This is a genomic window from Methylophaga sp. OBS1, from assembly GCF_026319365.1.
Genome location: NZ_JAPDMS010000010.1, coordinates 1 through 4870 on the forward strand (window position 1 = coordinate 1; position 4870 = coordinate 4870).

The window sequence follows — 4870 nt, forward strand, 5'->3', positions numbered from 1 at the left end:
GGCCTACCAAGGCAACGATCTGTAGCTGGTCTGAGAGGATGATCAGCCACACTGGGACTGAGACACGGCCCAGACTCCTACGGGAGGCAGCAGTGGGGAATATTGGACAATGGGGGCAACCCTGATCCAGCAATGCCGCGTGTGTGAAGAAGGCCTTCGGGTTGTAAAGCACTTTCAATAGGGAGGAAAAGCTGTGCGTTAATAGCGTACAGCCGTGACGTTACCTATAGAAGAAGCACCGGCTAACTCCGTGCCAGCAGCCGCGGTAATACGGAGGGTGCAAGCGTTAATCGGAATTACTGGGCGTAAAGCGCGCGTAGGCGGTTTGCTAAGTCAGATGTGAAATCCCCGGGCTCAACCTGGGAATGGCATTTGAGACTGGTAGGCTAGAATGTGGTAGAGGTGAGTGGAATTCCAGGTGTAGCGGTGAAATGCGTAGAGATCTGGAGGAACATCAGTGGCGAAGGCGACTCACTGGGCCATTATTGACGCTGAGGTGCGAAAGCGTGGGTAGCAAACAGGATTAGATACCCTGGTAGTCCACGCCCTAAACGATGTCAACTAGGTGTATGGGAAATATATTTCTTGTGTATCGAAGCTAACGCGATAAGTTGACCGCCTGGGGAGTACGGTCGCAAGACTAAAACTCAAATGAATTGACGGGGGCCCGCACAAGCGGTGGAGCATGTGGTTTAATTCGATGCAACGCGAAGAACCTTACCTGGCCTTGACATGCACGGAACTTTCCAGAGATGGATTGGTGCCTTCGGGAACCGTGACACAGGTGCTGCATGGCTGTCGTCAGCTCGTGTCGTGAGATGTTGGGTTAAGTCCCGCAACGAGCGCAACCCCTGTCCTTAGTTGCCATCATTCAGTTGGGCACTCTAAGGAGACTGCCGGTGACAAACCGGAGGAAGGTGGGGATGACGTCAAGTCATCATGGCCCTTATGGCCAGGGCTACACACGTGCTACAATGGCAAGTACAAAGGGTTGCTAACTCGCGAGGGTGTGCTAATCCCATAAAGCTTGTCGTAGTCCGGATCGCAGTCTGCAACTCGACTGCGTGAAGTCGGAATCGCTAGTAATCGCGGATCAGAATGCCGCGGTGAATACGTTCCCGGGCCTTGTACACACCGCCCGTCACACCATGGGAGTTGGCTGCAAAAGAAGTGGGTAGTTTAACCTTCGGGAGACGCTCACCACTTTGTGGTCAATGACTGGGGTGAAGTCGTAACAAGGTAGCCGTAGGGGAACCTGCGGCTGGATCACCTCCTTTCATAAAGGCGACCGGCGTAAGTACTCACACAAATTACTTGATGCTACAGAGAAGAGATATCTGGGTCTGTAGCTCAGTTGGTTAGAGCGCACCCCTGATAAGGGTGAGGTCGGTGGTTCAAATCCACCCAGACCCACCACTTTTCCGTATCTTGGTTTTTAAATCCGGCTCATTGCCTAATGGCAACTTCGCCGAATTAAAAAACCAATCTACGAAAAAGCCCTTGATTCAGGGGTATGTGGTAACCCGGAAGCAAAACCTGATTACGACTGCGAAAAGCGATTTTACGCAGGATTTTTCAGGCTAGCCAAGGCGCCTGCCGGAGCGAATGAAGGAGCATACATCAGTATGTGACTGAATGAGAGACAAAGGCAACGCCGGATAGCCTGAAAAAGACCAGTAAAAAGGGGCTATAGCTCAGCTGGGAGAGCGCCTGCCTTGCACGCAGGAGGTCCGCGGTTCGATCCCGCGTAGCTCCACCAATATCTTTTCTCGGTATTAAATAGTGAATAAGCGATTTACGAATCATTTATTCAGTGTTTAATACACTGCTCTTTAACAAAGTGGAAAGAAGTAACAAGGCAGAATTGAATACTGTAGTGATACAGCGTGAGATTCTAAGTAAAGAAGAACTTATGTCGTAATTTCTGACGTATAACCTAGAGGTAACTTCGGGTTATATGGTCAAGTGAATAAGCGCACATGGTGGATGCCTTGGCGATAAGAGGCGATGAAGGGCGTAGAAGTCTGCGATAAGCGTAGGTTAGCTGACAAACGAGCTATAACCCTGCGATTCCCGAATGGGGCAACCCACTTACCTTTGGTAAGTATCCAATACTGAATACATAGGTATTGGAGGCGAACCCGGCGAACTGAAACATCTAAGTAGCCGGAGGAAAAGAAATCAACCGAGATTTTCCTAGTAGCGGCGAGCGAACGGGAAACAGCCTGCAAGTGATATTTAACGTTTTAGTGGAACAGTCTGGAAAGTCTGACGATACAGGGTGATAGTCCCGTACACGAAAAGGCGTTATTGGTACTAAGCTTGCGACAAGTAGGGCGGGGCACGAGAAACCTTGTCTGAACATGGGGGGACCATCCTCCAAGGCTAAATACTCCTTATCGACCGATAGTGAACCAGTACCGTGAGGGAAAGGCGAAAAGAACCCCGTTGAGGGGAGTGAAATAGAACCTGAAACCGTGTGCGTACAAGCAGTAGGAGCTCTTCGGAGTGACTGCGTACCTTTTGTATAATGGGTCAGCGACTTATATTTTGTAGCGAGCTTAACCGTTTAGGGGAGGCGAAGGGAAACCGAGTGTTAACTGCGCGATTAGTTGCAAGGTATAGACCCGAAACCCGGTGATCTATCCATGGCCAGGATGAAGGTGAGGTAACACTTACTGGAGGTCCGAACCCACGTATGTTGAAAAATGCGGGGATGAGCTGTGGATAGGAGTGAAAGGCTAATCAAACCGGGAGATAGCTGGTTCTCCTCGAAAGCTATTTAGGTAGCGCCTCGTGTCTCACTCTCGGGGGTAGAGCACTGTTTGGGCTAGGGGGTCATCCCGACTTACCAAACCCATGCAAACTCCGAATACCGAGAAGTGCAATCACGGGAGACACACGGCGGGTGATAACGTCCGTCGTGGAAAGGGAAACAACCCAGACCATCAGCTAAGGTCCCAAAATTATGGCTCAGTGGAAAACGATGTGGGAAGGCCCAGACAGCTAGGAGGTTGGCTTAGAAGCAGCCACCCTTTAAAGAAAGCGTAATAGCTCACTAGTCGAGTCGGCCTGCGCGGAAGATGTACCGGGGCTTAAGCCATATACCGAAGCTATGGATGCACTTAGTGCATGGTAGAGGAGCGTTGTGTAAGTCTGCGAAGGTGTGCTGAGAGGCATGCTGGAGATATCACAAGTGCGAATGCTGACATGAGTAACGATAAAGGGGGTGAGAGGCCCCCTCGCCGAAAATCCAAGGTTTCCTGCTCAACGCTAATCGGAGCAGGGTGAGTCGGCCCCTAAGGCGAGGCAGAAATGCGTAGTCGATGGGAAACGGGTTAATATTCCCGTACTTGTTATTACTGCGATGGGATGACGGAGAAGGTTAGGTCAGCCAACTGTTGGATATGTTGGTTTAACTGTGTAGGCGTGCTGCTTAGGAAAATCCGGGCGGCTTAGCTGAGACAGGATGACGAGCTCAAATTTGAGCGAAGTGATTGATACCCGGCTTCCAGGAAAAGTCTCTAAGCTTCAGGTAATAACAAACCGTACCCCAAACCGACACAGGTGGATAGGATGAGAATTCCAAGGCGCTTGAGAGAACTCTGGTGAAGGAACTAGGCAAAATAGCACCGTAACTTCGGGAGAAGGTGTGCCCTTGAGGTGAAGCGACTTGCTCGTGGAGCTGGAGAGGGTTGCAGTGACCAGGTGGCTGCGACTGTTTATTAAAAACACAGCACTCTGCAAACACGAAAGTGGACGTATAGGGTGTGACGCCTGCCCGGTGCCGGAAGGTTAATTGATGCTGTTAGACTTTGTCGAAGCGGTTGATCGAAGCCCCGGTAAACGGCGGCCGTAACTATAACGGTCCTAAGGTAGCGAAATTCCTTGTCGGGTAAGTTCCGACCTGCACGAATGGCGTAACGATGGCCACACTGTCTCCACCAGAGACTCAGTGAAATTGAAATTGCGGTTAAGATGCCGTATACCCGCGGCTAGACGGAAAGACCCCGTGAACCTTTACTACAGCTTTGCACTGAACTTTGAACCTACTTGTGTAGGATAGGTGGGAGGCGTTGAAGCGATGACGCTAGTTATCGTGGAGCCGCCCTTGAAATACCACCCTGGTATGTTTGGAGTTCTAACCTACGCCCCTTATCGGGGCGAGAGACAGTGTATGGTGGGTAGTTTGACTGGGGCGGTCTCCTCCCAAATTGTAACGGAGGAGCACGAAGGTACACTAAGTATGGTCGGACATCATACGGTTAGTGCAATGGCATAAGTGTGCTTGACTGCGAGACAGACACGTCGAGCAGGTACGAAAGTAGGTCATAGTGATCCGGTGGTTCTGAATGGAAGGGCCATCGCTCAACGGATAAAAGGTACTCCGGGGATAACAGGCTGATACCGCCCAAGAGTTCACATCGACGGCGGTGTTTGGCACCTCGATGTCGGCTCATCACATCCTGGGGCTGTAGCCGGTCCCAAGGGTATGGCTGTTCGCCATTTAAAGTGGTACGCGAGCTGGGTTTAGAACGTCGTGAGACAGTTCGGTCCCTATCTGCCGTGGGCGTTTGAGAATTGAGAGGAGCTGCTCCTAGTACGAGAGGACCGGAGTGGACGTACCCCTGGTGTTCGGGTTGTCATGCCAATGGCATTGCCCGGTAGCTATGTACGGACGGGATAAGCGCTGAAAGCATCTAAGTGCGAAGCCCCCCTCAAGATGAGTTCTCACTGGACTTTAAGTCCCTGAAGGGCCGTGGAAGACTACCACGTTGATAGGTTGGGTGTGGAAGTGCAGTAATGTATGAAGCTAACCAATACTAATTGCCCGTGAGGCTTGACCATATAACCCCAAGTTAGGCTTGGG

General features: G+C 51.1%; 2 tRNA genes and 2 rRNA genes. All 4 read left to right on the forward strand.

Annotation, left to right across the window (positions count from 1 at the left end):
- Window positions 1-1277: ribosomal RNA gene (locus OMQ46_RS16545) — 16S ribosomal RNA — on the forward strand; the annotation flags it as partial.
- 62 nt (window positions 1278-1339) lie between these two features.
- Window positions 1340-1416, forward strand: a tRNA-Ile gene (locus OMQ46_RS16550).
- Window positions 1417-1683: 267 nt separating this feature from the next.
- Window positions 1684-1759: transfer RNA gene (locus tag OMQ46_RS16555), tRNA-Ala, on the forward strand.
- Window positions 1760-1959: 200 nt separating this feature from the next.
- Window positions 1960-4848 (forward strand): 23S ribosomal RNA (locus OMQ46_RS16560).
- The last annotated feature ends 22 nt before the right edge of the window (window positions 4849-4870 follow it).